The organism is Patulibacter medicamentivorans (assembly GCF_000240225.1).
Lineage (GTDB): Bacteria > Actinomycetota > Thermoleophilia > Solirubrobacterales > Solirubrobacteraceae > Patulibacter > Patulibacter medicamentivorans.
In genome coordinates this window covers 1-24850 of record NZ_AGUD01000049.1, presented here as the reverse complement: position 1 = coordinate 24850, position 24850 = coordinate 1, and the positions used below count along the sequence as shown (strand labels likewise).

The 24850-nt window shown below is 74.7% G+C and carries 21 protein-coding genes; 7 read left to right on the top strand and 14 right to left on the bottom strand.

The genetic code is table 11. The features are described 5' to 3' along the window. Positions 1-31 precede the first annotated feature (31 nt). A complete protein-coding gene (locus PAI11_RS05525) occupies positions 32-1636 on the top strand; it encodes an NAD(P)/FAD-dependent oxidoreductase (RefSeq protein WP_007571737.1) in 1605 nt (534 codons plus the stop codon). 3 nt (positions 1637-1639) lie between these two features. Continuing rightward, positions 1640-2650 carry a carbon-nitrogen hydrolase family protein gene (locus PAI11_RS05520; protein WP_007571735.1) on the top strand — a complete coding sequence of 337 codons (1011 nt, stop codon included), beginning with the start codon at positions 1640-1642 and terminating at the stop codon, positions 2648-2650. Here PAI11_RS05520 and PAI11_RS05515 read toward each other — a convergent pair. The 4 genes from PAI11_RS05515 to mmsA are packed head-to-tail and all read right to left on the bottom strand — an operon-like array spanning position 2647 to position 8254. After that, positions 2647-4110: a gamma-aminobutyraldehyde dehydrogenase gene (locus tag PAI11_RS05515; RefSeq protein WP_007571733.1), complete on the bottom strand. Its 1464-nt coding sequence runs from the start codon at positions 4108-4110 to the stop codon at positions 2647-2649. The genes PAI11_RS05520 and PAI11_RS05515 overlap by 4 nt on opposite strands. Before the next feature lie 24 nt (positions 4111-4134). Beyond that, entirely contained in the window at positions 4135-5238 is a 1104-nt protein-coding gene (gene ald / locus PAI11_RS05510) for an alanine dehydrogenase (RefSeq protein ID WP_007571731.1), read from the bottom strand. Position 5239: 1 nt separating this feature from the next. Beyond that, a complete protein-coding gene (locus PAI11_RS05505) occupies positions 5240-6700 on the bottom strand; it encodes an aspartate aminotransferase family protein (protein WP_007571729.1) in 1461 nt (486 codons plus the stop codon). 27 nt (positions 6701-6727) lie between these two features. Beyond that, entirely contained in the window at positions 6728-8254 is a 1527-nt protein-coding gene (mmsA, locus tag PAI11_RS05500; protein WP_007571727.1) for a CoA-acylating methylmalonate-semialdehyde dehydrogenase, read from the bottom strand. A 198-nt stretch (positions 8255-8452) separates the two neighbouring features. Here mmsA and PAI11_RS23950 point away from each other — a divergent pair, with 198 nt between their 5' ends. Continuing rightward, entirely contained in the window at positions 8453-9568 is a 1116-nt protein-coding gene (locus PAI11_RS23950; RefSeq protein ID WP_007571723.1) for a GNAT family N-acetyltransferase, read from the top strand. Positions 9569-9577: 9 nt separating this feature from the next. Here PAI11_RS23950 and PAI11_RS05490 read toward each other — a convergent pair whose 3' ends face one another. Then, complete coding sequence (locus PAI11_RS05490; protein WP_007571721.1) at positions 9578-11200, bottom strand: PucR family transcriptional regulator; 1623 nt, start codon at positions 11198-11200, stop codon at positions 9578-9580. Between the two features lie 215 nt (positions 11201-11415). Between PAI11_RS05490 and PAI11_RS05485 the strand changes: the two genes are divergently transcribed. The 3 genes from PAI11_RS05485 to PAI11_RS05475 all read left to right on the top strand — a co-directional run bounded on the left by PAI11_RS05485 (position 11416) and on the right by PAI11_RS05475 (position 14339). Beyond that, positions 11416-12318, top strand: coding sequence for a hypothetical protein (locus tag PAI11_RS05485; RefSeq protein WP_040598544.1), 903 nt, complete (start codon positions 11416-11418; stop codon positions 12316-12318). Between the two features lie 183 nt (positions 12319-12501). Further along, the gene (locus tag PAI11_RS05480; RefSeq protein WP_007571717.1) at positions 12502-13938 is read left to right on the top strand and encodes an NAD(P)/FAD-dependent oxidoreductase; all 1437 of its coding nucleotides are present in this window, start codon (positions 12502-12504) and stop codon (positions 13936-13938) included. Between the two features lie 38 nt (positions 13939-13976). Continuing rightward, complete coding sequence (locus tag PAI11_RS05475; RefSeq protein WP_007571715.1) at positions 13977-14339, top strand: cupin domain-containing protein; 363 nt, start codon at positions 13977-13979, stop codon at positions 14337-14339. 46 nt (positions 14340-14385) lie between these two features. Here the strand turns inward: PAI11_RS05475 and PAI11_RS05470 are convergent, their stop codons facing one another. The 7 genes from PAI11_RS05470 to PAI11_RS05440 all read right to left on the bottom strand — a co-directional run bounded on the left by PAI11_RS05470 (position 14386) and on the right by PAI11_RS05440 (position 21323). Further along, a complete protein-coding gene (locus PAI11_RS05470; protein ID WP_007571714.1) occupies positions 14386-14586 on the bottom strand; it encodes a hypothetical protein in 201 nt (66 codons plus the stop codon). Between the two features lie 14 nt (positions 14587-14600). Continuing rightward, on the bottom strand, positions 14601-15839 hold the full coding sequence (locus tag PAI11_RS05465; protein ID WP_138974121.1) for a hypothetical protein: 1239 nt from the start codon (positions 15837-15839) through the stop codon (positions 14601-14603). A 74-nt stretch (positions 15840-15913) separates the two neighbouring features. Then, a complete protein-coding gene (locus tag PAI11_RS05460; RefSeq protein WP_007571710.1) occupies positions 15914-17176 on the bottom strand; it encodes a hypothetical protein in 1263 nt (420 codons plus the stop codon). Continuing rightward, entirely contained in the window at positions 17173-17739 is a 567-nt protein-coding gene (locus PAI11_RS05455; protein WP_007571708.1) for an RNA polymerase sigma factor, read from the bottom strand. The genes PAI11_RS05460 and PAI11_RS05455 overlap by 4 nt, the downstream gene beginning before the upstream one ends. A gap of 131 nt (positions 17740-17870) precedes the next feature. Next, positions 17871-18905 carry an LLM class F420-dependent oxidoreductase gene (locus PAI11_RS05450; RefSeq protein ID WP_007571705.1) on the bottom strand — a complete coding sequence of 345 codons (1035 nt, stop codon included), beginning with the start codon at positions 18903-18905 and terminating at the stop codon, positions 17871-17873. Positions 18906-19034: 129 nt separating this feature from the next. After that, positions 19035-19481, bottom strand: coding sequence for a VOC family protein (locus tag PAI11_RS05445; RefSeq protein ID WP_007571704.1), 447 nt, complete (start codon positions 19479-19481; stop codon positions 19035-19037). Between the two features lie 114 nt (positions 19482-19595). Then, on the bottom strand, positions 19596-21323 hold the full coding sequence (locus PAI11_RS05440) for an aldehyde dehydrogenase family protein (RefSeq protein ID WP_007571702.1): 1728 nt from the start codon (positions 21321-21323) through the stop codon (positions 19596-19598). A 268-nt stretch (positions 21324-21591) separates the two neighbouring features. Here PAI11_RS05440 and PAI11_RS05435 point away from each other — a divergent pair, with 268 nt between their 5' ends. After that, positions 21592-22908 (top strand): PucR family transcriptional regulator, encoded by a 1317-nt coding sequence (locus tag PAI11_RS05435; protein ID WP_138974120.1) that lies wholly within the window; start codon positions 21592-21594, stop codon positions 22906-22908. A 177-nt stretch (positions 22909-23085) separates the two neighbouring features. Here the strand turns inward: PAI11_RS05435 and PAI11_RS05430 are convergent, their stop codons facing one another. Both PAI11_RS05430 and PAI11_RS26850 read right to left on the bottom strand, forming a co-directional pair. After that, entirely contained in the window at positions 23086-24336 is a 1251-nt protein-coding gene (locus tag PAI11_RS05430; RefSeq protein WP_138974119.1) for a DUF445 domain-containing protein, read from the bottom strand. Next, the coding region (locus tag PAI11_RS26850) for an Abi-alpha family protein (RefSeq protein WP_050897118.1) at positions 24324-24850 on the bottom strand (527 nt) is incomplete at its 5' end. The genes PAI11_RS05430 and PAI11_RS26850, both read right to left, overlap by 13 nt.

Below are 24850 nucleotides of genomic sequence, written 5' to 3'. Positions count from 1 at the left end.
CGGCCGCGGCGCGCGGTGGGAGCGTTGCCGCATGAGTCCCGCCGACCGTTCCGACACCCCTACCGCGGCAGCCGCCCGGCCCGCCCGCGAGCGGGTCGACGCGGTCGTCGTCGGCGCCCGCTGCGCCGGCTCGGGAGCCGCGATCGCGCTGGCCCGCCTCGGCCGCTCGGTGATCTCGATCGACCGCACGCGGTTCCCGTCCGACACGCTCTCGACCCACGTCAACTTCCCCTCCGCGGTCGCCGAGGTCCAGCGGCTCGGGGCGTTGCAGCGGATCCAGCGCGAGTGCGACCCGCCGAAGGCGCTGTTCGCCCAGATCGTGGCCGACGGCGTCAGCTGCCGCAACCGCTGGGAGCCGATCGACGGGATCGACTACGCCCAGTCGGTGCCCCGGACGCCGTTCGACGCGGCGCTGGTGGCGACCGCCCGCGAGGCCGGCGTCGACGTCCGCGAGCGGACCACGCTGGTCGACGTCCTGTGGCGCGACGGCCGCGCCTGCGGGGTCCGGGTGCGCGGGCCGGAGGGCGAGTACGAGATCGCCTGCTCGCTGGTGATCGGCGCCGACGGCCGCCGGTCGGGCGTCGCCACGGCGGTCGGCGCCGACCGTCCCTACCGCGGATCGCTGCCCCAGCGCGGCGCCGCCTACCGCTACCTGGACGACCCGCAGCTGGGCACCGAGTGGCGCCAGACCGTCGTCCAGTACCGCCAGCGCGAGTCGCACGTCTTCGTCTTCCCCTGCCCCGAGGACCGGATGCTGGTGCTGTTCATGGGCGCCCGCGAGGACGTCTCGGCGTTCCGGGCGGACCCGGAGGGCACCTGGGCGGCGCGCGTGGCCGAGAACCCGGCGGCGGCCGAGCGGATCGGCGGCGGCGGGAACGGGACGAAGATCCGCAGCACCACCGACACCGCGTCGTACTTCCGCCGCTCGAGCGGCCCGGGCTGGGCGCTGTGCGGCGACGCCGGCCACTTCAAGGACCCGGCGGTCGGCCAGGGGATCCGCGACGCGCTGCGGTTCGGGCGGCTGCTGGGCGAGGGCGCGGCGCCGGTCCTGGACGACCCGCGGGCGCTCGACGCGGCGCTGGCGGCGGTCGAGCGGCGGCGCGACCGCGAGTGCCGCTCGACCTACCACTGGGGCAACAAGGAGTCGCGGCTGAGCCTGCCGTCGCCGCTCTTCAAGGAGGCGCTGCGGTCGTTCGACGGCAGCGACGAGCCGTGGCTGGCGCGGCTCTTCGACCGCGGCGGCGCGCTCGGGTCGGCGGCCAGCCCGCACCGGATCCTGAGCCCGTGGCGGGGCGCGAAGCTGGCGGCGCGGGCGGCGATGCGGCCCGGGGTCGACCGCCGGGCGCTGCTGCGCGAGGTGATCGAGGAGCTGCGGGTCGACGCCGACGTCTGGCGCGAGGAGTGGGCCGACCGCTTCCGCGACGACCGGCCCCGCGCCTCGGAGCGGCCGATCGCCGAGTGGCCGGAGCGGCCGCCGCACATGGCCCGCAGGGACGCCGGCGCCGGCGCGATCGACGAGGACGCCGATCCCGGCCTCGATCCGCAGGCCGCGGCCGACGAGCCGCCGGCCGCGGCGCGGCCGCGGCGCCGGAGCGGGTCGTCGGCCGCCGACGAGTCGACGACCGTCGCGGCCTGAGCGATGCCCGCCGCCACCCGCGTCGTCGCCGTCCAGCTGGCCGTCCGGCTGGGCGAGATCGACGCCAACCTGCGCCACATCGAGGACGTGATCGGGCAGGCGGTGCGCGAGCACCAGCCGCAGATGGTCTTCCTGCCCGAGGTCTCGACGACGCCGAACATCTGCCATCCGGCGATGCGGACCTGCGCGCTGCCGGTCGACGGGCCGGCGCTGGCGCTCTACCGGCGGCTGGCGCGCGAGCACGACTGCACGATCGGGGCGGGCGCGCTGACGATCCGCGGGCGCGACACGTTCAACACCTACTACGTCGTCGAGCCGGACGGGACCGCCCACCTGCACGACAAGGACCAGCCGACGATGTGGGAGAACGCCTTCTACGCCGCCGGCCGCGACGAGGGGATCGCCGAGACCGCGCGCGGGGCGATCGGCGTCGCCAACGGCTTCGAGTGGATGCGGACGCGGACCGCGGCGCGCCTGCGGGGCCGCGTCCGGCTGCTGGCGGGCGGCATGTGCTTCCCGTCGTTCCCCCAGTGGGCGCTGACGCGGCCGTGGTTCTGGGACCGCGACCACGCGACGATGCTGCAGCTGGCGCGGGAGACGCCGGGCCGGATGGCGCGGCTGGTCGGCGCGCCCGCCGTCCACCCCTCGCACGTCGGCGAGATCACGATGCGGACGCCGATGATGAACGGGATCGCCTGGCCGACGATCATGCTCGGCGAGACCCAGATCACCGACGCGCAGGGCCGCAGCCTCGGCCGGCTGGCCTACGAGGACGGCGAGGGCTGGATCGCCGCCGACGTCGAGCTGACCGAGCCGCGCCCGCTCGACCCGCTCCCGGGCAGCTTCTGGAACACCTCGCTGCCGGCCAGCGTCCACGCCGTCTGGCACCTGACCAACGTCCACGGGCGGGCCAGCTACGCGCTGCGCCGCGCCCGCGGCCGCCACCCGTGGCAGCAGGACGCCGGCTACGGCTGCGACCTGCCGGCGGTGGCGGCGCCCCCGGCCGCGCCCTAGGAGAGGTTCGCCATCACGTGCTTGACCCGCGTGTACTCCTCGAGCGAGTACATCGACAGGTCCTTGCCGTAGCCCGACTCGCCGAAGCCGCCGTGCGGCATCTCGGACAGGTACGGCAGGTGGTCGTTGACCCACACGCAGCCGAAGTTCAGGTCGCGGGTGGCGCGCAGGGCGGAGCCGACGTCGCGGGTCCAGACCGACGACGCCAGGCCGTAGACCGAGTCGTTGGCCCACTCGATCGCCTGCGCTTCGTCGGCGGCGCGCTGGACGGAGACGACCGGGCCGAAGACCTCGCGCTGGACGATCTCGCTGTCCTGGGCCGGGTCGGCGACGATCGTCGGCTGCACGAACCAGCCGCGCTCGCCGGCGGCGCTGCCACCGGTCAGGACCCGGGCGCCGGCCGCGTCCGCGCGGTCGACGAAGCCGAGCACCTTCTCGCGCTGGGCGGCGCTGATGACCGGCCCCAGCTCGACGTCGTCCGGATCGACCCCGCCCGCCCCACCGAACGGCTCGCCGAGGCGGATCGACTCGACCGCCGGGACCAGCGCCTCGAGCAACCGGTCGTAGACGCCGGCGGTGGCGATCACGCGGCAGGCCGCGGTGCAGTCCTGGCCGGCGTTGTAGAAGGCGCCGACCTTGATCCCCTCGACGACCGCGTCGATGTCGGCGTCGTCGAGCACGACGACCGGGGCCTTGCCGCCCAGCTCCAGGTGGGTGCGGGCCAGCGTGTCGGCCGCCGCGCGGGCGATCGCCTTGCCCGTCCCGACCGAGCCGGTCAGCGACACCAGCCGCACCGCCGGGTTGGTCACGATCCCCTCGCCGACCGGGCGACCGTGGCCGGTGATCACGTTGAAGACGCCGGCCGGCAGCACCTGCGCCGCCAGCTCGGCCAGCCGGACGGTCGTCAGCGGGGTCAGCTCGGAGGGCTTGAGGACGATCGTGTTGCCGGCCGCCAGCGCCGGGCCGATCTTCCAGATCGCCATCGCCAGCGGGTAGTTCCAGGGGGTGATCTGGCCGACCACGCCGAGCGGCTCGCGGCGGACGAACGAGGTGTAGCCCTCGGCGTACTCGCCGGCGGCCTTGCCCTCGAGGTTGCGGGCGGCGCCGGCGAAGAACCGCAGGTGGTCGCTGCAGAGGGCGATCTCGTCGCGCGAGGCGCCGCGCGGCTTGCCGGCGTCGCGGGCCTCGGTCTCGCCCAGCTCGTCCAGGTGCTCGTCGAGCAGGTCGGCGATCGCCAGCAGCGCGGTCTGCCGCTCGGCCGGCGTCGTCCGCCCCCACTCGCGCCCCGCGGCGCTGGCGGCGTCGACCGCCCGCGTCACGTCCTCGGCGCCCCCGACCGGCGCCCGGGCGATGACCTCCTCCGTCGAGGGGTCGATCACGTCCTCGAAGACGCCGGTGGTCGCATCGACCAGCTGACCGCCGACGACGTTCTGCAGGGTGGTGACTCCGGTGGTGCTCATGCGGGGGCTCCGGGGTGGGGCGGCTCAGGCCGCCGCGTGGCTGGCGGCGAGCGCCTCGGCGACCGCCGGGATCGTGATCTGGCCGGCGCGGACGTTGACGCCGTCGGACAGGCCCGCGATCTTCGCGAACGCGCCGTCGACGCCGTGGTCGGCGAGCGCCTGCACGTACGGCAGCGTCGCGTTGGTCAGCGCGCGGGTCGAGGTCGCCGGCACGCCGCCGGGCATGTTGGCGACGCAGTAGTGGAGCACGTCGTCGACCAGGTAGGTCGGGTCGTCGTGGGTGGTCGGGGTCGACGTCTCGGCGCAGCCGCCCTGGTCGATCGCCACGTCGACGATCACCGAGCGCGAGCGCATCTCGGCCAGCATCTCGCGCGTGATCAGCTTCGGCGCGGCGGCCCCGGCGACCAGCACGGCGCCGATCACGACGTCGGCGTGGGCGATCTCCTCGCGCAGCGTCAGCGCGTCGCTCATCAGCACCCGGGCGCGGCCGTCGAACAGCAGCTCCAGCTCGGCCAGGCGGGCGATCGAGCGCTCGAGGATCGTCACCTCGGCGCCCATGCCGACCGCCACGCGAGCCGCGTTGGTGCCGACGACGCCGCCGCCGATCACGACCACGCGGGCCGGCGCGACGCCGGGGACGCCGCCGATCAGCACGCCGCGGCCGCCGAGCGGGGACTGCAGGAAGTACGCGGCGGCCTGGGTCGCCAGGCGACCGGCGACCTCGCTCATCGGGGCCAGCAGCGGCAGGCCCTTGCCGTTGGCGCCGGTGACGGTCTCGTAGGCGATCGCGGTCGTGCCCGACGCCACCAGCGCCTCGGTCAGCCGCGGCGCGGCGGCCAGGTGCAGGTAGGTGAAGAGGGTCGCGTCGCCGTTCAGCAGCTCGTACTCGGGCTCGATCGGCTCCTTGACCTTCAGCAGCAGCTCGCTGTCGGCCCAGACCTGCTCGGCGGCCTCGACGATCCGTGCGCCGGCGCCGATGTAGGCGGCGTCGGCGAACCCGGAGCCGACGCCGGCCCCGGCCTGGACGAGGACCTCGTGCCCGCGGCCCGCGAGCTCGTGCGCGCCGGCGGGGGTCAGGGCGACCCGGCGCTCGGCCGGCTTGATCTCGGTGACAACGCCAACGCGCATCTCAGTGAACCTCGGAGGTGGTGGAGGGAGTGGAGGAAGTGGCGCCGGCGACGCCCATGTGGGTGCCGGCATCGGTCAGGACGTCCCCGAGCGCGCCGACGATCTCGTCGAGGACGCCGGTGTCGGAGATCAGCGGCGGCGCGATCTGCAGGACGCTGTCGCCGCGGTCGTCGGCGCGGGCGATCAGGCCCGCCTCGAGCAGCCGGCCGGGCAGGAACCCGCGCAGCAGGTCGTCGCGCTGGGCCTGGTCGAAGCGACCGGCCGCCTCGTCGGCGACCAGCTCGACGGCCCAGAAGAAGCCCTGGCCGCGGACGTCGCCGACGATCGGCAGCGACCGCAGCTCGTTCATCCGCGCGCCGAGGTACGCCTCGTGCTGGCGGACGTTCTCGAGCACGCCGTCGCGCTCGAAGATCTCGATGTTCTTGAGGCCGACCGCCGCCATCGCGGGGTGGCCGCCGAAGGTGATCCCGTGGCGCAGGACGGTCGCCGGGTCGTGCAGGCCCGCCGCGACCTTGTCGCCGACGAAGACCGCGCCGCCGGCCAGGTAGGCCGAGGTGATCCCCTTGGCGGTCGTGACCATGTCGGGGACGACGCCCTCCTGCTCGATCCCGAGCCAGTTGCCCATCCGGCCGAAGCCGCAGATCACCGAGTCGGCGACGAGCAGGATCCCGTGCTGGTCGGCGATCTCGCGCAGGCCCTTCCAGTAGCCGGCCGGCGGCGTCAGGCAGCCACCGGCGTTCTGGACCGGCTCGGCGATGATCACCGCGACCTCGTCGGCGCCGGCGGCGGCGATCGCGTCGCGGACCTCCTGCAGCAGGCGGGCGGTGAAGGCGGCCTCGTCGTCGCCCTCGGGCGCGCGGAAGCGGTTGGTGTTCGAGACGTGGGTGACGTCGATCGGCGGGGTGCCGAAGCCCTCCTTGAAGCCGGGCACGCCGGTGAAGGAGAGGGCGCCGAGGGTGACCCCGTGGTAGGCGATGTGACGGGCGATCGCCTTCGTCCGCTGCGGCTGGCCGATCGCGCGGTAGTACTCGCGGGCGATCTTCCACATCGACTCGACGGCCTCGGAGCCGCCGTTGGTGAAGAAGACGTGGTTGAGGTCGCCCGGCGCCCGCTCGGCCAGCTGCTCGGCCAGCTCGATCGCCGCCGGGTGGGCGGTGTTCCAGTTGGTGTTGAAGGCCAGGGTCGAGAGCTGCCCGGCGATCGCCGCGGTCATCTCCTCGCCGTACGAGTAGCCGATCTGCGAGCAGAAGAGGCTCGAGAGCGCGTCGACGTAGCGGCGGCCCCTGGTGTCGAAGACGCAGGGGCCCTCGCCGCGCTCGAGCACCAGCAGGTCGCGGGCCGGCGGGGTGCCCTTGACGGGGTCGCCGTAGGCCGCGGCGTGCTTGGTGAAGTGCAGCAGCAGGTGCTCGCGCGCCGACCGCTGGAGGTCGTCGTGGGCGTTGGTGGTGGCGGTGGTGGCCATGGTCGGTTCCTCTCTCCGCAGCCGTTCTCAGAAGCGCATTCCGCCGCCCGCGGCGGCAGCCGACGTCCCGCCCCAGCGGGTCGTGACGACCTTCTGGCGGGTGTAGAAGCGGAAGCCGTCCTCGCCGTTGGCGGACAGGTCGGCGTCGATCGAGTCGTTCCAGCCGCCGAACGGCATCCAGGCGATCGGGGCCGCGACGCCGACGTTGACGCCGAGCATCCCGGCGTCGGCGGAGTAGCGGAACTCGCGGGCGGCGCCGCCGGACTCGCTGAAGAGGATCGTCGAGTTGCCGTAGCGGCTGGCGTTGGCGAACTCGATCGCGTCGTCGAGGGTCGCGACGCGGATCACGCCGAGCACCGGGCCGAACAGCTCCTCGGTGGCGACGCGGTGATCGGCCGGGACGCCGTCGAGGACCGTCGCGCCGAGGTTGGCGCCACCGGCGCCGGCGTCGGCGGTACGGCCGTCGACGACGACCTCGATGCCGTCGCGCTCGGCGGCGTCGATCTCGGCCACCAGGCGCTCGCGGGAGCCGGCGTTGATCACCGGGCAGACGTCGGTGGCGCGGTCGCTGCCGGGGCCGCTGGTCAGCTTCGACGCGGCGTCGACGATCAGCTGCAGGGAGCGGTCCTGCTCCTCCTGCGTGCCGACGAGGACGGCCAGCGAGCCGGCCATGCAGCGCTGCCCGGCGGCGCCGAAGGCGGAGCCGACGATCTGCGACGCCGTCAGCTTCGGGTCGGCGTCCGGCATCACGATCATCGCGTTCTTGGCGCCGCCGAGGGCCTGCACGCGCTTGCCCTGCTCGGTCGCGCGGGTGGCGACGTAGCGCGCCGTCGTGGCCGAGCCGACGAAGCTGACGGCGTCGATCCCGGGGTGGTCGAGGATCGCGTTGACCGCGTCCTTGGCGCCGTGGACCAGGCTGACCAGCCCGGCGGGGATCTCGTCGACCTGGCCGACCAGCTCGACGATCCGCTCGCTCGCCAGCGGGTCCTGCTCGGAGGGCTTGAGGATGAAGGCGTTGCCGGTCACCAGCGCGAACGGCAGGAACCAGAGCGGGATCATCACCGGGAAGTTGAAGGGCGTGATCGCGGCGACCACGCCGACCGGCTGGCGGTGCAGCTCGACGTCGACGCCGGTGCCGATCCCCTCGAGGTTCTGGCCCTTCAGGTGGTGCGTCCCGCCCATCGCGGCCTCGACCGACTCGATCCCGCGGCCGACCTCGGCGAGGGCGTCGTCGAAGGTCTTGCCCATGTCGGCCACGACCAGCGCGGCGAGCTCGTCGCGGTGCCGGTCGAGCACGTCGCGCAGGCGGTAGAGGGCGCGGGCGCGGACCTGGGGGGCGGTCCGCCGCCAGGCCCGCTGGGCCTCGCGAGCGGCGCGAACGGCCGCGTCGACGTCGGCGGCGCCGCCGAGCGGGACGCGGGCCAGGAGCTCGCCCGAGCCCGGGTCACGGGACTCCAGGTGCTGGTCGGCGGTGGAGTCGATCCAGGCGCCGCCGACGAAGAGCTTGAGCGTCCGGACGTCGGTGGTCGGCTCGGAGGTCAGGGTGTCGGTCATGGCGGCTCGGCTCTCGTCTCGGAAGCGGTCCTCCCGATACCCGCGAGCGCGTGCGTCGCGAGCGGGAGTGGACCCATGTCGAGCGTGACGCAGCCCCCGGGGCCGGGGCAGCGGGCAGGTCGTCGCCACTCCCCCGGAGGCGACAGACGTTGTGTCGGGGCCGCGCTCGGCGCGCGGCAGGGTTGGTAGAACCGTCGCGTGGACGCTCCCTCCCACCGCCCGGTGCGCCTGCACGACGGCAGCGTCGTCTGGCTGCGGCCGATCCGGCCGGACGACCGCGACGCGCTCCAGCGCGGCCTCGGCCGGCTCAGCGAGGAGGCCCGCTACACCCGCTTCTTCGGCCCGATGCCGCAGCTCAGCCAGCGGATGCTGCGGTACCTCACCGACGTCGACCACCACGACCACGAGGCGATCGTGGCCGTCGATCCGGCGACCGGCGAGGGGCTCGGCGTGGCCCGCTACATCCGGCTCGAGCCCGACGGCCGGGAAGCCGAGATCGCGGTCACCGTGCTCGACGACTGGCAGGGCCGCGGCCTCGGCCGGATGCTGCTGGAGGCCGTCGCCGACCGTGCGCGCGAGGAGGGCGTCGACACGCTGACCGCGTCGGTGCTGGCCCAGAACCCGGGGGCGATGCACGTGATCTCGGCGCTCGGCGACGACGCCGGGACGACCCGCCACGGCCAGGTCGTCGAGCTGCGGGTCGCGCTGCCCGAGGAGGAGGGCATCGGCAGCGACCTCGGAGAGCTGCTGCAGGCGGCGGCCGCCGGCTCGATCGTGGTGGTCGGGGCGGTCCTGCGGGCAGCGGCCGGCGGCGGCACGGCGGTGCCCCACGGCGAGCGCGCGCCGGTGCCCGCCGCCGGCGCCCCGACGCGGATCGTGGTCGGCAGCGACGGCTCGGCGAGCGCCGATCGCGCCGTCGCCGAGGCGGCGACCCTGGCCGCCGGGCTGGGCGCGAGCCTGCACGTCGTCAGCGCCTACTACGGGCTCGCCGGCGGAGTCCTGCCGCGCGGGCTGCGGTCGGTCCCGGAGGGGCTCTCGGACCTCGGCTGGATGGTCGCCTCGAAGGAGGACGCCGGCGCCGTGGTCGACGCGGGCCGCCGGACCGCGCTCGCCGTCGGGGTCGAGGCGACCGGCGAGGTCCGCCGCGGCGACCCGGCGTCGGTGCTCGTGACGGTCGCCGGCGAGCAGGATGCCGACCTGGTCGTCGTCGGCAGCAAGGGCCTGCGGGGCGCCCGCCGCTACCTGCTCGGCGGCGTCGCCGACAAGGTCGTCCGGCACGCGCCCTGCAGCGTGCTGATCGCGCGGACCGGCTAGGGGCCAGCCTCACCGCTGCCCGTCGACGTACGGCTTCGCCCGCAGCGCCAGGTGCAGCGTCATCGTCTGCTCGGGATCGCTCAGGTCGACCTCGAGCAGCTCCTCGATCCGGGTCAGCCGGTTGTAGAGCGCCTGGCGGTTGAGGTGCAGCGCGCGGGCCGTCTCCGCCTTGCGCCAGCCGTTGGCGCAGAGCGCCTCCAGCGTCGGCAGCAGGTGGTGCTTGCGCTGGGCGTCGTGGGCGACCAGCGCGCCGAGCCGGCGCTCGACGAACCCGGCCAGCTCGGGGTCGTCGCGCCAGCGCCACAGCAGCCGCTGAAGCTCGAGCGCCCGCACGTCGTGCCACTCGGCCGCGGGCAGCGCCGCGGCGCTGGCGGCCGTCTCGGCGGCGAGCTTCAGCGCCGGCCCGGCGTCGCGCCAGCGGACCCCGGGGCCGACCGCGATCAGGATGTCGCTGGCGCCCAGCCGGCGCTCGGCGGCGACCCGGATCGCTCGCGCGGCGGCGGACGCGACCGTCGCCCGCTGGTCGGACTCGCGCAGCGCGACGACCGCCAGCAGCCGGCCCGCGCGGTCGCGCTGCCCGACCAGCGCGGCCAGGCCGCGGGACTCCAGGTCGGCCTGGGCGTCGCGCAGGACCAGGCTCCAGGCCGCCGATCCGGCGACCGCGCCGCTCTCGGCGGCGATCGGCAGCACCTGGGGCGCCTGCGAGCTGAAGCCGATCGACCCCGCCTGCCGCTCGGCGTCGCCGCCGGCGATCCGGCCCTCGGCCAGGTCGGCCAGGAAGTTGCCGCGCTCGCGGGCGACCAGCTCCTCCTCCTGGCGCGCGCGCAGCAGCGACAGCGCCACGATCGCCGCCGCGCGCTGCAGGATCACGTCGGCGATCTCGTCGAGCGGCCCCGAGACCGGCAGCGCCAGCAGCCGGCCCGCGTGCTGGTTGGCGCCCATCGGCACCGGCGCCGACAGCCCGGCCCGCCACGGCGCCCGGCCGCCCTCGCTGCCGGCGGCCTTCCAGGCGTCGAGCGGATCGACGCCGTCGCCGGCCGAGCCCGCGTGGAACAGCAGCCGGCCGTCGCCGTCCTCCAGGAAGACGGGGTTGCCGAGCATCTCGCAGGTCGTCCGCAGGACCTCGGGGATCCCGTGGCCGTCGAGCAGCAGCTGGGTCAGCTGCTGGTGGACGTCGTCGCCGCGCCGCAGCAGCGCGTAGTGGGCGTTGACGATCTCGGTGTGGATCGCCTCGGTGACGCTGATGAACGCCACCTCGCGGTTGAGGGCGATCAGCGGCAGACCGTGCTGCTCGGCCGCCTGGACCAGCGCGTCGGGCAGCTCGGCGAACGTCGGCCCGAGCTCGATCGCCAGCGCCGCCAGGCCCTTCTCGGCGAGGCCGGCGACGAACCGCCGCTGGTCGCTGGCGCGTCGCCCGATCCCCATCCCGGTCGTCAGCAGCAGCTCGCCGCCGGTCAGCATCGACGCGATGTAGGCGACCTCGCCCGCGTGGACCCAGCGGATCGGCCGATCCAGGTGGTCGCGTCCGGCGAGCACGTCGGGCAGCGCCCGCCGCAGGACCGGCAGCGCGAGCGCCTGGGCGACGGTGATCCGGGGGACCGGCGGGGCGACGGGCTTGGGGGTGGTGGGCATCGGCGGCGGGTCGGGGCGGCCGCGCGGTCGTCGCGCGGGCGGGCGCTCATCATCGCGGCTGCGCGCCGGAACGTCCGTGGCAGATCGTCCAATCCCGCGCCTCCCGTCACTGGACGATCTGTGTGGCGAGTCGGCGGGCGGGAAGAAGCTTCGCGGGGCTGGCGGACGTCCGAAAGCGACAAGACCGGGCCGGCGGCGCGGGCTACGTTGGGGCCATGGTGAACCTCGGCGCGATCGATCCGTTCCTGGCGACCCACGGCCGGGTGCTCGACCGGCGCTGGCTGGACGCCCTGCTCGGTCGCGGCGACGCGGCGCCGGCGCTGCGGGCGCTGGCCGGCTACCGCAACGAGGACGGCGGCTACGGCTGGGGGCTCGAGCCCGACCAGCGGAGCCCGAGCAGCCAGCCGATCGGGGCGCTGCACGCGCTCGAGCTGCTGGCCGACCTGGGCCCGGCCGGCGGTCCGGCGGCGCGAGCGACCTGCGACTGGCTGGCGGCGGTCTCGCTGCCGGACGGCGGGGTCCCGTTCTCGCTGGCGGGCGCCGCCGGCCCCGGAGTCGCGGCCTGGTTCGCCGGCGCCGACGTCGCGGCCTCGTCGCTGCACCTGACCGCGGCGATCGCCGAGGCCGCCCATCGCGCCGCCCGCCACGACGCCGGGGTCCGCGAGCACCCGTGGCTGGCCGGGGCGACGCGCTTCTGCCTGCAGCGGATCGCCGACCTGCGCGACGTCTCGCAGGCGATGACGCTGCGCTACGCGCTGCTGCTGCTCGACGCGCTCGACGGCGACGAGCCGGCGGCCGAGCTGCGGCGGCTGGCCGCGCTGCTGCCCGCGTCCGCCACGGTCCCGGTCGCGGGCGGCGCCGAGGACGAGGCGATGCGCCCGCTCGACTTCTCCCCGCGTCCCGGGACCGCGCTGCGCGCGCTGATCGACCCGGCCGCGATCGACGCCGACCTCGACCGGCTGGAGGGCCTGCAGCGCGACGACGGCGGCTGGCCGGTCGAGTGGGCCCGCTGGTCGCCGGCGGGAGCGCTGGAGTGGCGCGGCGTCCTGACCGTCCGGGCGCTGCGGCTGCTGGTCGACAACGGGCGGGTGGACGCGGAGGCGCTGCGCGCGGGCTGAGGTCCTCGCGCCGCGAGGGCGGATCCGGTCCGCGAGCGACGGGCGGCTCGCGGGCGGGCGGCGCGGCGCGGCGGAGAGTCGGCCGGACGCTGCGTCGCTGGTCGACCGGTCCCACCAGACGCCCTGTCGCAGGTCGCCCGCGGGCCTGCCGCCGGGCCGCGCCCGCGGCTAGCCTGCGCGTCGATGTCCCCGTGGCCGCGCACCGACCCGACTCCCGAGCAGCGGGCGGCCTACGCGGACGCGGTGGTGCGGCCGTTCTGGCTCGATCCGGCGGCGACCGACGTCGCGATCCCCGATCCGGCCCCCGCGCTGGTCGGCCCGACCGAGGCCGACCTGTGCATCGTCGGCGGCGGCTATACTGGGCTCTGGGCGGCGCTCCACGCCAAGGCCGACGACCCCGCCCGCGACGTCCTGCTGCTCGAGGCGGAGACCTGCGCGTTCGGGGCCAGCGGTCGCAACGGCGGCTTCTGCGTCGCGTCGCTGACCCACGGGATCGACAACGGGATGGCCCGCTTCGCCGACGAGCTGGCGACGCTCGAGCGACTCGGGCTGGAGAACCACGCCGGGCTCGGAGCCGACCTGGAGCGGCACGGGATCGACGCCGAGCTGGAGCACACCGGCGAGCTCGAGGTGGTCCTCGACCCGGCCCACGCCGAGGAGCTGCAGGAGGCCGCCGAGACGCTGCGCCGGTTCGGCCACGACGCGGTCGTGCTCGACGCCGAGGCGGTCCGGGCCGAGCTGGCGTCGCCGGTCCTCCACGGCGGGTTGTGGGACCGGACCGGCGCGTCGCTGGTCCATCCCGGCAAGCTCGCGCTCGGCCTGCGCGCGGCGGCGCTGCGGGCCGGCGTCCGGATCCACGAGCACAGCGCGGCCAGCGACCTGCGCGAGACCGATGCCGGCGTCGAGGTGCTGACGCCCCAGGGCCGGGTGCGGGCGCGGCGGGCGCTGCTGGCGACCAACGCGTTCCCGCCGCTGGTGCGCGTGCTGCGCCGCTACGTCGCCCCGGTCTACGACTACGTGCTGGTCAGCGAGCCGCTGAGCGCCGAGCAGCGGGCATCGATCGGCTGGCGCAACCGTCAGGGGATCGGCGACGCGGCCAACCAGTTCCACTACTACCGGCTGACCGCCGACGACCGGATCCTGTGGGGCGGCTACGACGCCGTCTACCGCTACGGCGGCCCGGTCGCGCCGCGGCTCGACGACCACGAGGCGACCTTCGCGCGGCTGTCTCAGCACTTCTTCACCGCCTTTCCGCAGCTGCGGGGCCTGCGCTTCAGCCACCGCTGGGGCGGCGCGATCGACACCTGCAGCCGCTTCTCCGTCTTCTTCGGCACCGCCCACCGGGGTCGCGTGGCCTACGCGGCGGGCTACACCGGCCTCGGCGTCGCGGCGACGCGGTTCGGCGCGCGGGTCGCGCTCGACCTGCTGGACGGCCGCGAGACCGATGCCACCCGCCTGCGCTACGTCCGCATCAAGCCGACCCCGTTCCCGCCCGAGCCGCTGCGCTCGGCGGGGATCCAGCTGACCCGCAACCGCCTCGCCGCGGCCGACCGCAACGGCGGCCGGCGGGGGCTGTGGCTGCGGACGCTCGACCGCCTGGGCCTGGGCTTCGACAGCTGAGCGCAGCGGCACCGCCCCCACCCCGACCGAGAGCCACCATGTCCCTCCCCGCCTTCGCCGTCGACGTCGCCACCGCCGTCCTCGGCCCCGCCCCGCTCGATCCCTCGCAGGTGATCGAGGGCGATCCACAGGTCAGCGAGCTGACCCTCGACAGCTCGCCCGACGGCCGCGTGATCCGCGGGATCTGGCAGATCACGCCCGGGGTCAGCAGCGACGTCGAGGCCGACGAGCTGTTCGTCGTCCTCAGCGGCCAGGCGACCGTCGAGATCGAGGGCGGCGCGACGCTCGAGCTGCGGCCCGGCACCCTCGGCGTCCTGCGCGCCGGCGACCGGACCATCTGGCGCGTGCACGAGACGCTGCGCAAGGTCTACCAGGTGACGGTGGACGAGCCGGGGGCCTGAGGCGTCCGGCCCATCCGCCCGGTCTCGAGGCGTCCCCCCACGCGCCTCACCAGGCGGCCGACGCCGGCCACAGGACGGCCGTGACCGCGTCGTCCCCCGCCTCGCAGTCGAGCGCCTCGGCGACGACCTCGCGTAGCTCGCCCCAGGCCGTCCACGGTCCACCGTCGAGACGCGCGACGTAGGTCCTGTAGGAGCCGACGCGCTCGATCTGGAGGACGCCGGAGGGGGTGTCGACCAGGAGGCTCATCGCGCCCAACGGGCTCAGAAGCCGCTCAGTCGCGTGGATTGACGCTGGATCCGGCCGTCGGCATAGCGGCCCTCATAGCGAAGCGTGCCCGTGGTAAAGCGGCCGTCATAGACGACCAGGTAGACGTGCGCCGGCCCTTGCGGCACCACCGTCCGCACATCGCGCGGGGACCGCAGCGTCAGCGTGCGCAGCTGCGGCGAGACCATCCCCGCGACGTAGGTAACGTCCGGCAGCGCACGCCGTGCCACGCGATCCGACCCGGCATCGGCGCGGTCCGGGGGCTCCTGACCGAGGTCGCCCCCGCCCCTCACGCCCAGCAGGCTCTCGCGGCCGGGCGTCGGGTGCGAGCAGTTCATCGTCCCGAGGGCAAGGTCGCGGAGCAGTCCGGTCCGGCGATCGACGTAGCCGACGTGATCCTCGACGATGCGCCCGGGTTGCCCGGCGCACCAACCCCGTGGGCCGCGGGCGATCGGCACGCCAAAGGGCAAGCCGCCGGACGGATCGGCGGCTCGCGCGCCGATCCGCACCGTCGCGTCCTGGCGGGGAGCCGCCGCGCGCGTCTCGCCCAGCCGCCGGCGAAGCCATCGCGGCGCTTCGCGGTTCATCCGCTTCTCCGCCTGTTCCTGCCGCCGCTGGCTGTCGACGGTCCCACGCCCCGGGTACTCCGCCACCACCGGCACGTGGGCGCCGTAGAAGCGACGATCCACGGACATCAGGATCGTCCCTTCCCGTGCCTGCGGGACGGCGCGCAGCCGACCCGCCAGTCGTACTCGCACGTTGCGAGCCGTCGCCCCCGCTCCGCCCCAGACGATCGTGGTGCTGATCTGCGGCGACGGACCGCCGAGCCCCCGCAACGGGTGGATCGCCTCGGCGAAGCCTGCGCCGTCTCGATCCTCTCGGCGTGTCAGGCAGTTGGACGGCGTCGCTGCGCTCCCCGGCCGGACCGGGCGGAACGTGCCCTCGCCGTCCAACCACCCCGCGCGGTCACCGACCAACCGCACCAGCTGCGCGCACCGCACAGGGTCGAAGCGATCCAGTGCGCGACCTTCGGTGAAGGACGGTCGCCGAGCGTTGAAGCGCCATACGGCCCAGTCGGGTCCGCCCGCGGGGTCGCGGACCCTGGCCGCCACGATCACAGCGCCCACGACCCGCGGCTGAACCGCAGCGGTCCGCGCAGGCACGACCTGGGCGGGACGCTCTCGAAGGATCGGCGCCGCCAACGCCGTCGCCGATCGCGTCTCGTGCTCGGGCACCGCCAACGCGGCGACCGCTCCCGCCGCCACGCCGACACCGACCAATGCCGCTCCTGCCCCGCACCACCTGCGCCTCATCGCCCTGCTCCGGGTCGGGGTGCAGGCACCGGGCGCCGCACCAGGTTGGCGTCGCCGCGGAACGTCCGCACGCTGCCGTCCCGCATCCGCAGCCGAATCCGGAGCTGGCGTGGTGGGACCGATGCCGGCAGTACCGCCAGGATGATCCCCCCGTACCGCTGAAGCGCTCGCCGTGGCCCTCCGGGCGCACCGAGGACGGACACGGATCGCACGTCGTGACCGGCGACGCCCCAGACCGCCGTGCGAACCAGGCCGCGCGGCCATCGCCTTCGGTTGCTCCCAGGCCCGCGACCGATCGGCCTCTCGGCTGCACTCAGGCGCCGCACCGCGAAGAAGAAGCCAAACTGGCGGTACTTCTCCGCCTTGCCCCCCTGCCGCAGCAGCCCGCAGGCCCGCGGACTGAGGGGCGCGTCGGCCTGCTGGCGGGCCCAGGTGAAGTCCGTGCACGTCCGCGCATCGCCGCTCGTTGTTCCCGACCCGTCGCTGGTCCAGGCGTTGCCGCCCGACGGATCGAGCACGACCCGCGAGTCGGCTCCAAGCCGCTCGACCTGACGGTGCCCGCCGGCGAACGTCATCGTCACCACCAGACCGAGGTTCTCCGGATAGCCGGCGTAGACGGCCAGGAACGCCCCGCCCCCCGCGACCGGCAACCGCCGGCGACCGCCGACGCTGGCCACCTCGACCCGCCGCAGCCGACCACCCGCCACGCCGCTGACCACGGTGCGAACGTCCCGCGGTCGCCGGGCCGCGAGCACCCGCGCCCCGACGAGCGTCGCCCGAGCGCCGCGCTGCTCCTCGCCGCAGGCATCGGTGACGCCCTCGGCCATCGTCCGGAAGCGACCGTCCATGCCCACCAGGCCGAACCGCCCGTCCCGCACCTGGCCGACGGTGCTGCAGGTGTACCCGGTCTCGCTGCGGGCGATCCGCAGCGTCCACGGGGGGACGCCGGCGTCCGGATCCGCCACCCGCAGCGACGAGACGTGGGACGACGCCGGCACCGGGGTCTGGGTCGGCGGCACGTCCTCCTTCGCCGGCGCCGGGATCACCGAGCCGCGCAGCGCCAGCAGGGTCGCGGCCGCCGCGCCCGCGGTGACGCCGAACGAGAGCACGATCGCCACCAGCACGGTCCGCAGCGACCAGCGGCCCGCTCGCTCCCCGAGGGCCCGCAGCGGTCCTGCCGCCGCGGGCTCCGGCACCCCCGCTCGGCGCGCCGCCGCCCGCACCAGGTCGTGCTCCAAGCCCTCGATGAAGTCGCTCATCGCCGCGCCTCCCCCAGCTGTCCTCGCAGCAGCGCGAGACCGCGGCTGACGCGCTTGCGGACGACCGCCTCGGAGACCGCCAGCGAGGCGGCGATCTCGGCGTAGTCGCGCTCCTCGACGATCCGGGCGTGGAGCGCGTCGCGCTGCTCCTCCGGCAGGTCGGCGACCAGGCCCCGCACGGCGTCCTCGGACTCGCGGTCGAGCAGCTCGTCGATCCGCGCCAGGTCGCGATCGGTCAGCTCGCGCCGCTCCATCCCCAGCCGCCGACGGGCGCGGTCGTCGACCTGCCCGCGCCGGACCGCGTCGACCAGCTGGTTGCCGGCGATGGTGAACAGCCAGCCGCGGGCCGAGCCGCGAGCCGGATCGAAGGCATCCAGCCGCTCCAGCACGCAGGCGAAGGTCTCGGCGCAGACGTCGGCCGCCAGGTCGGGACGGTCGGTGCGTCGCAGCAGGTAGCCCAGCAGCGCCGCGACGTGGCGGCGGTAGAAGCTGCCGAACGCCTCGGGCTCGCTGCCCGAGGCGCGTAGGAGCTCCTGGTCGGTGCGGTGGTCGGGACGGCCCACGTTCTCTTATACGAGCAGGGCTCGATCCTGTGACCGCGTCCGGGTTCGAGATCCCCCGATCGCCCCCGAATGGCGGGGCTCGTCGTGGGACTGCGAGGACTCCCGGCCGGCCAACGGCCGCAGCCGCGCCCTCAGCCCTGCGCCTGCGCCTGCGCCAGCAGCCCGACCGTCCGCGCCCGGTCGCTGCCGAAGACCACGGCGCTGAGCCCGTCGACGCCGGCGTCGGCGAACGCGCGGACCCTCGCGGGCAGCTCGTCCGGGGTGCAGGCGATCCCGGCGACCTCGATCAGGTCGGGGGTCACGGCGCGCATGGCGCCGATCCGGTCGCCGGAGAGGAAGCGGTCCTGGACCTCGCGCGCCTCGTCGCCGAAGCCGTAGCGGTCGCAGAGGTCGACGTAGAAGTTCTTGTCCTTCGCGCCCATCCCGCCGAGGTAGAACGAGATCCACGGCCGGACCGCCTCCTGCGCCGCCTCGAGCGTGTCCTCGACCGCGACCGGCACGCCGGCGACGACCTGGACGTCGGCGCGCGTGCGGCCGCCCCGCTCCAGGCCGGCGTCGAGGCGATCGAAGAGGACGGCCGTGTCGTGCGGGTTGAGGAACGCCGGCAGCCAGCCGTCGGCGATCTCGCCCGCCAGCTCGATCGCCTTCGGGCCGATCGCCCCCAGGTAGATCGGCAGCCGCTCCTGGACCGGCCGGATCATCAGCCGCAGCGGCTTGCCGAGACCGGTCCCCTCGGCCACCGGCAGCGTCCACTCGCGCCCCTCGTGGACGACCTTCTCCTGCGAGAGCGCCTGGCGGACGATCTCGACGTACTCGCGCGTGCGTCCCAGCGGCCGGGTGAACGGGACCCCGTACCAGCCCTCCGAGACCTGCGGGCCCGAGACGCCCAGGCCGAGCCGGAAGCGGCCGCCGGAGATCACGTCGAGCGTCGCCGCCGCCATCGCCGCCGCGGTCGGCTGGCGGGCCGGGATCTGGAAGAGCGCCGAGCCGATGCCGACCCGCTCGGTCTTCGCGGCCAGCACCCCGAGCACCGAGACCGCGTCCTGCCCCCACGCCTCCGAGACCCAGACCGCGTCGAGCCCCTCGCGATCGGCCTGCTCGGCGAGCGCGATCTGCTCGTCGAGCGAGAACCAGGGCCAGTAGGCGAGGAACAGCTGGATGCGCACGTCAGTCTCCTGGGTCGGGCCGCGGCCGATGCGCAGCGGATCCCCACGCTATTGCAGGCCGGCTCTCCCGTCCTGCCCGATCCGCTGAGCCGAAGGCGGTTCCGGTCGGAACGTCGCAGGCGACCCCGCTCAGGCGGTCGCCTGGCTGTTCGCGAACGCCTCGGGACCCTGCTCGACGGCTCGCGGGTCCATCCACATGACCTCCCACAGGTGGCCGTCGAGGTCGTGGAAGCTGCGGCCGTACATGAAGCCGTAGTCGCTGGCCTCGCGAGCGGTGCCGGCGCCGGCGGCCAGGGCGGCGTCGGCCAGCTCGTCGACCTCCTCGCGGCTGTCGGCCGAGACGCAGACGGTCAACCCGGTGGCCGCCTGCGCGTCGGCGAGCGGCTTGGCGACGAACTGGGCGAACTTGTCGCGCGACAGCAGCATCACGTAGCCCTGCTCGCTGACGACCATGCAGGCCGACGAGTCGTCGCAGAACTTCTCGTCGAAGTCGAAGCCGAGGGCGGAGAAGAACGCGCGGCTGGCGGCCACGTCGGCGACGGGCAGGTTGACGAAGATCAGGCGGGACTGGGACATGCGGGGCTCCTCGGAACGGGTCGGTGGGTTCGGCGCCTATGACCCGGCCCCGCTCCGAGACTCATCGCGTGCGCCGAAGTTGGCGCGTTTCCGCTTGCCTGCGGGACCCGCGCGCTACCCGCGCAGCGCCGAGGCGAAGATCCCCGGCAGCCGCGACCAGCGCGGCTTGGCCGCGAACCGGGTCAGCCGCCGCGCGGTCACGTTCGCCGTCCGGTTGGTCACGAACCACGGCGGCTTCGGCGACATCGTCAGCTCGCCGCCGAGCAGCGCCCGGGGCGCCGGCCGGAAGGGGCCCTCGACGACGGTCCGCTCGGTGCCCTCGAGCAGCAGCGCGTTGTGGACGACGCCGACGCCGCTCTGGATGTCCTCGGCGCTGTGGCCGGGGAACGCGCCCCACGAGGCGCGCGGCGTCATGTAGCCGACGCCGGTCCAGCAGTTGATCGCGATCGTCCCGTAGCGGAGGTCCGCGACCGCGGCCCGCAGCCCCGCGCCGAGCTGGCGCTTGGTCCGCGGGTCGACGATCAGGTTGGCGCCGAGGGTCCCGACCAGCCGCTCGTTGGAGAACTCGACCGCGTTGTCGAGGAACTCCTGGGCGCTCGGCGCCGGCAGCTCGGTGACCGCCAGCACCGGCGCGAAGTACTCGGTGCAGAAGGCGTCGTCGAACGCCTGGGCGTCGACCTGGACCAGCGAGCGGCCGGGCGCGTCGCTCCAGACGCGCGCGTCGCCGTGGACCTCGAGCGCCCGCTCGACGCGCGCGTCGCTGCCGGGGTAGTAGGCCGGCCGCGGCGGCGTCCGCTTGATCGCGTCGCGCAGGTGCTCGATGAACTGCGGGCCCTGGGCCCAGCCGGCCGGCAGCACCACGACCTGGGCCGCGATGCAGTTGTAGCCGCCGTTGTGGAGCCGCTGGGTGGCGACGTGCTCGGCCTGGAACTTCAGGTCGGCGGCGCTCCAGCGTCCGGGCATCACGATCACCGGCGAGACGCCGCCGAGCTCGCTGGTGACCTCCTTGGAGATCAGCGGCTCGCCCTTCGCCTTGCGCTTGGCGCCCTCCTCGCCGCCGCCGAAGACGATCGCGTCGTGGGTCGCCGCCGATCCGGTGACGTGGATCTCGTCGACCTCGGGATCGGCGACCAGGCGCGCGCCGACCGCGCCGTCGCCGGCCACGATCCGCACGAAGTCGGCGGCGATGAACTCGTGGAAGACCTTCTCCAGCAGCGGCTTCAGGTAGGCGTTGACCGGGTTGAGCTTCAGCAGCACCACCCGGCCGTCGGTGTAGAGCTTGTGGAGCGTGTCGAGCGGCGCGATCGAGGAGATGTTGCCGGCGCCGAGCACCAGCGCCACGCCACCCTCGTCCGGCTCCTTCAGCCGCGACGCCGAGCGCGTGCGAGCCTGGTCGAGCGTGATCCCCGGCTCCAGCCAGACCTCGGCCTTGAAGCCCGACAGCAGCAGCCGGTCGAAGACGTCGAACGGCAGCACCGGCACCGACAGCCGCCCGCCCGGGGCCATCTCGACGCCGACGTCGTCGATCGGCGCGCGGCCCTCGAGCAGCGCGTCGAGGCTGCGGCCGAGCGCGTGGGTGAAGCCCAGGTGGACCCACGGTCCCGAGACCCACTCCTCGCCGGCCAGCGGCGAGGACAGCTCCAGGCCCTTGCCCTTGCAGGTCAGGCGCACCCACTCCTCGGCGTGCTCGGCGACCGCGTCGTGGAGCCCGGTCAGCAACCGCCGCTTGTCGGCCAGCGGCAGGCGGGCCCAGCGGGTCGCCGCGGAGCGCAGCGCGGAGAGGTCGGAGGCGAAGCCGTCCGGTACGGCGGACGCGGCCTGGTCTTCGGTGATGGTGGACATGCGCTGCTCCTGGGGCGGGCGAGTCCGCCCGGGCGGATTCCGGGCGTCTCGATGGGACCACGTTCGCCGATCGGCGACGGAGCGAGAGCGGGCTCGGGCGACAACAGCTCCGAAGCCGGCTGTGGCGCCCGCACACCGGCCGTTCGGCCGCCCGTCACAGCGAACGCCGTACGTTCCTCGTCCCCCCGGACCGGTGGGGTCCCCTGACACCATGTCGAGCCTTGGGCCCTGGATGTGGTTCAATCGCGTGCAGAGGGAGGAGGAGTTGATGGCCGGAAGGCAGCAGACCCGTGCGCGGGAGGACCGCGCGCTGACCGCAGTGGGAGCTCCGAGCGGCGCCGGGACGACGGCGCTGATGGCTGGGCCGGGCGCCGAGGTGGCGCGCAGCATGGCCTCGGACCTGGCCGAGCGCATCGAGCAGCTCGGTGGGGCGATGTCCGAGGTGATGCGGACCGCGATCCCCGAGATCCAGGAGCGCTCGGCGCCAGCGGAGGTGCAGAGCTGCTGCTCGTCGCACCTCCAGCAGGTGACCGACCTGCTGCAGACCGGCAGCGGCGCCGAGGCGATGGTGATGCCGGAGCCGGCGATGGACCTCGTCCGCGGCTTCGCGCGTCGCAAGGTCCCGCTGGAGACGGTCCTGCGCAAGTACCGCGTCGGCCACGCCTTCGTCTGGGACGCGGCCAGCAGCGCGCTGCGCGAGGGGCTCTACGACGACCCCGAGCGGCTGTTCCCGACCCTCGACGGCGTCTCGCGCTTCCTCTTCGACTACATCGACCGCGGCTCGACCGCGGTCGCGACCGCCTACCGCGAGGAGTTCGAGCAGTGGACCCGCTCGGCCTCGGCGGTGCGCGCGGAGACGGCCTACGCGATCCTCGAGGGCGCGGTCCACAACCAGCGCGAGGCGAGCGCCCGGCTGGGCTACGACCTCGAGGCGCACCACGTCGGGATCGTCGTCGACGCGGTCGACCCGGACGTCACGACGACCAAGCTGCTCGAGCGCGAGGCGCTGTCCGCCGCCAGCCGGCTCGGCTGCACCGTCCCGCTGATCGTCGCCGGTGGGCCGACCACGGTCTGGGCCTGGTGCGGCCTGCCCGCGATCGGCTCGCGCGAGATCGTCGACCGCCTCGGCGACGCCCGCTCGCACTCCGGGATCCGGACCGCGATCGGTCGCCCGGCGCGCGGGATGGAGGGCTTCCGCGTCAGCCACGAGGAGGCCCGCGAGGCCGCCCGGTTCGCCCCCAGCGGCGGCTCGGTGACCCCCTACTCGGCGGTCGAGCTGGTCTCGCTGCTGGCCAGCGACCTCGACCGCGCGCGCCGCTTCGTCAGCGGCCGGCTCGGCCCGTTGGCCGTCGACGAGCCCTCCGCGGCCGAGCTGCGGCACACCCTGCGCGCGTTCTTCGCCCACGGCGCCAGCTACAAGCACGCCGCCGGCGCGCTCAACATGCACCACAACACGGTCTACATGCGGATCCGGCGGGTCACCTCGCTCGTCGGCCCGGCGATGATGGACCGCCGCGTCGAGCTCGAGAGCGCCCTGATGCTGGTCGACGCGCTCGGGCCGGAGCTGCTGGAGCCCGCCGCCTGAGGGCGGTGCTTCAGCGCGCCGCCTGAGGCCGGTGCCGACTCGCCCCTCGAGGCGAGTCGGCTTGGGTGGTCGTGATCGGGCTGGCGGTGGTCGGGCTGGCCTGGCGGGATTGGCCCCGGGACGGACGCCACGCCCTCACGGCCCTCCCGCTCACGGCTCCTCCACGCCAGCCAACCCCTACGCCAGCGACGTGATCAGCAGCACCTGCAGCTCGCCGACGAGGAAGCCGAGCAGGGCGCCGACGAGGACGACGACCTTCTCGTCGTCCTTGAAGGCGGGCCGGATCAGGCCCTCGTAGTCGTCGGTGTCGAGGAGGGCCATCCGCTCGGCCACGAGGCCCTCGACGTCGAGCTTCTGCTGGGCGTACTCGTCGAGCAGCTGGGCGTGCTCGGGCAGGCGGGCGATCACCAGGTCGGCGACGCGCTGCTTGAGGTCGCGGAAGCGGGCGTCGCCGACGGTCAGCCGCAGCACCGGACGGGCCAGCCGGGTCTGCTCGTCGATCACCGTCTCGACCTCGCGCGCGACGAGGGCGAAGAGCTTGTCGGCGGTCGGCGAGTTGAGGACCCCCTCGATCACCACCGCCGGGGTCAGGATGTCGCCGGCGATCAGCTTCGCGTAGTCCTTCGAGACCTGCTCGCGGGTGCTGTGGAACAGGCCCTGCCAGCGGAAGATCCCCAGGTAGCGCTTCGGCGTCTTGGGCCGGAAGACCATCTGCAGCGCGACGTAGTCGGTCAGGCCGCCGCTGAGCAGGCCGAACGCCGGCAGCACCCAGTGGTTGTCGGTGATCCCGAAGACGATCGCCTGGGCGACGCCGATGATGAAGCCGAAGATCAGCCCGGCCTTCAGCAGCAGCTGGATCGCGCCGGCGCCCAGCTCGCGGAAGATCGTGTTGACCAGCGGCTTGTCGCCGACCAGCCGCTCGACCACGATGTGCTTGAGGTCGAGGACCCGGTCGGCGTCCTCTCGCAGGTCGGCCATCAGCCGCTTGATCGTCGCCGGCGCGGTCGCCCGGGCGCGGCTCAGCATCGCGTTGCGGACCGGCTGCGGCAGGCCGTCCCAGGTGCCCGGCCGGTAGGACTCGACGACCTCGCGGACGATGTCGTCGACGGCCTCCTCGAGCGGTTCCTGAAGCGCCTTGGTCAGATCGTCCGGGTCGATCCGGTCGATCAGGTCGCGGGCGGTGAAGAGCTTGCCGACGACGGTCTCGACCGCGATCCCGGCCATCTTCGAGACCCGCCGCGGGATCTGCCCCTGCCAGCCCAGCCAGGGGTCGACCAGGCCCTTGAACTCGAGCGGCTTGAACATCATCTCGCGGGCCACGAGCTTCGTGCTCCAGCCGACGAAGGCCCCCATCAGCGGCAGCGCGACGTAGACCCACAGCGGGTGGTCGAAGATCGCCAGCGGCAGGCTCGCGATCACGGCCGGCACGCCTCCCACAGCTCGCGGCCGAGCGGCGAGATCGAGAGCGTCCGCCGCAGCACCTTCGCCGGCCGGCGACCGGCGGCCTGCTCGCGCGCCGCCCGCACCGGGCCGTCGGTCAGCAGCACCGCGTAGTCGTCCTTGAGCGCGTTGTCGCCGGGACCCTCGACGATCAGGTCCATGCCGAGCAGCCGCGTCACGTAGAGCGGGACCCGGTCGATCAGGGCGACCCCGGCCGCGCGCCCGACGCTCGACGCGTTCTCCAGCACGCGCCGCCCGCCGGGCTCGGCGACGTGGATCAGGGCATAGCGGTGCCCGTCGGCGAGGGCGGCGAGGATCCGGGCCTCGTCGGGGACCAGGGCCCCGACGATCGCGTCGAACAGCGCCTGCCGGCTCTGGTCGGTGCTCTCGTGGACGGCCCGGTCCAGCAGCTGCGTGAGGCCGTCGCGGGCGGCGAGCGGCCCGGGCCCCGCGACCGCCGGCTCCGGGACCGGCGCGGCGGGCGCCTGGGCGGGCGCCGGCG

Coding starts and splice junctions, on each gene's coding strand:
- PAI11_RS05525 (WP_007571737.1), top strand. CDS start 32: ATGAGTCCCGCCGACCGTTCCGACACCCCTACCGCGGCAGCCGCCCGG.
- PAI11_RS05520 (WP_007571735.1), top strand. CDS start 1,640: ATGCCCGCCGCCACCCGCGTCGTCGCCGTCCAGCTGGCCGTCCGGCTG.
- PAI11_RS05515 (WP_007571733.1), bottom strand. CDS start 4,110: ATGAGCACCACCGGAGTCACCACCCTGCAGAACGTCGTCGGCGGTCAG.
- ald (WP_007571731.1), bottom strand. CDS start 5,238: ATGCGCGTTGGCGTTGTCACCGAGATCAAGCCGGCCGAGCGCCGGGTC.
- PAI11_RS05505 (WP_007571729.1), bottom strand. CDS start 6,700: ATGGCCACCACCGCCACCACCAACGCCCACGACGACCTCCAGCGGTCG.
- mmsA (WP_007571727.1), bottom strand. CDS start 8,254: ATGACCGACACCCTGACCTCCGAGCCGACCACCGACGTCCGGACGCTC.
- PAI11_RS05490 (WP_007571721.1), bottom strand. CDS start 11,200: ATGCCCACCACCCCCAAGCCCGTCGCCCCGCCGGTCCCCCGGATCACC.
- PAI11_RS05485 (WP_040598544.1), top strand. CDS start 11,416: ATGGTGAACCTCGGCGCGATCGATCCGTTCCTGGCGACCCACGGCCGG.
- PAI11_RS05480 (WP_007571717.1), top strand. CDS start 12,502: ATGTCCCCGTGGCCGCGCACCGACCCGACTCCCGAGCAGCGGGCGGCC.
- PAI11_RS05475 (WP_007571715.1), top strand. CDS start 13,977: ATGTCCCTCCCCGCCTTCGCCGTCGACGTCGCCACCGCCGTCCTCGGC.
- PAI11_RS05470 (WP_007571714.1), bottom strand. CDS start 14,586: ATGAGCCTCCTGGTCGACACCCCCTCCGGCGTCCTCCAGATCGAGCGC.
- PAI11_RS05460 (WP_007571710.1), bottom strand. CDS start 17,176: ATGAGCGACTTCATCGAGGGCTTGGAGCACGACCTGGTGCGGGCGGCG.
- PAI11_RS05445 (WP_007571704.1), bottom strand. CDS start 19,481: ATGTCCCAGTCCCGCCTGATCTTCGTCAACCTGCCCGTCGCCGACGTG.
- PAI11_RS05440 (WP_007571702.1), bottom strand. CDS start 21,323: ATGTCCACCATCACCGAAGACCAGGCCGCGTCCGCCGTACCGGACGGC.
- PAI11_RS05435 (WP_138974120.1), top strand. CDS start 21,592: ATGGCCGGAAGGCAGCAGACCCGTGCGCGGGAGGACCGCGCGCTGACC.